Origin of the sequence: Hungatella sp. SL.1.14 (assembly GCF_024460495.1) — a bacterium.
GTDB lineage: Bacteria > Bacillota > Clostridia > Lachnospirales > Lachnospiraceae > Hungatella > Hungatella hathewayi.
The window spans coordinates 1-694 of record NZ_JANFYJ010000093.1; the positions used below are offsets into that span (position 1 = coordinate 1).

General features: G+C 43.9%; 2 rRNA genes. Both read right to left on the reverse strand.

The window, feature by feature from the left end:
* Positions 1 to 403: 403 nt before the first annotated feature.
* Positions 404 to 521 (reverse strand): 5S ribosomal RNA (gene rrf, locus NE473_RS30070).
* 63 nt (positions 522 to 584) lie between these two features.
* Positions 585 to 694 (reverse strand): 16S ribosomal RNA (locus tag NE473_RS30075); the annotation flags it as partial.

Genomic DNA, 694 nt, shown 5'->3' on the forward strand with positions numbered 1-694 from the left:
ATTACTCATCTAAGATTCATAGCGTTGAATCTCTGGTCTTAGGTTTGTTATCGCTGTACGTTACAGCAACAACGAGTTTATAATTTTCGGTTATATCTGTTACGATATAACACCTCGGATGTCTTGATTTACTCTTTCTCGGGATTAAACTCCCTTAAAAGAATCTATCTAGATATATTCAATATGTGGTTTTCAAGGTACATGCAGACTGAAGTTTATCAGTCATTAGCAGACTCGATCGACTCGAATCCACTAATCACTGGTAAAAACCAGTTATATGGAACAGCACTGCCCTGCTGAATCAGGTTAACACATTCTTTAACACAGGCTTCGCCTTTATCTCCACCCATTGGAACGTGTCCGTTCTATATAAAACACTCTTTCGAGTGAGTTTTTTTATGTAATCTGGCACCCACCTGCTCTCCCATGCCGTCTCCAGCATAGTACCATCGGCCGCTTAAGTCTTAACCATCGTGTTCGGGATGGGTACGGGTGTTTCCCCTAAGCGCATCGGCACCAGAATCTTTTCGTCTTTGAAACACAAGACTCAACAGTATCTAAAACCCCTACTTCTTCTTCCTTAGAAAGGAGGTGATCCAGCCGCACCTTCCGATACGGCTACCTTGTTACGACTTCACCCCAGTTATCAGTCCCGCCTTCGGCAGCTCCCTCCTTGCGGTTGGGTCACTGACTT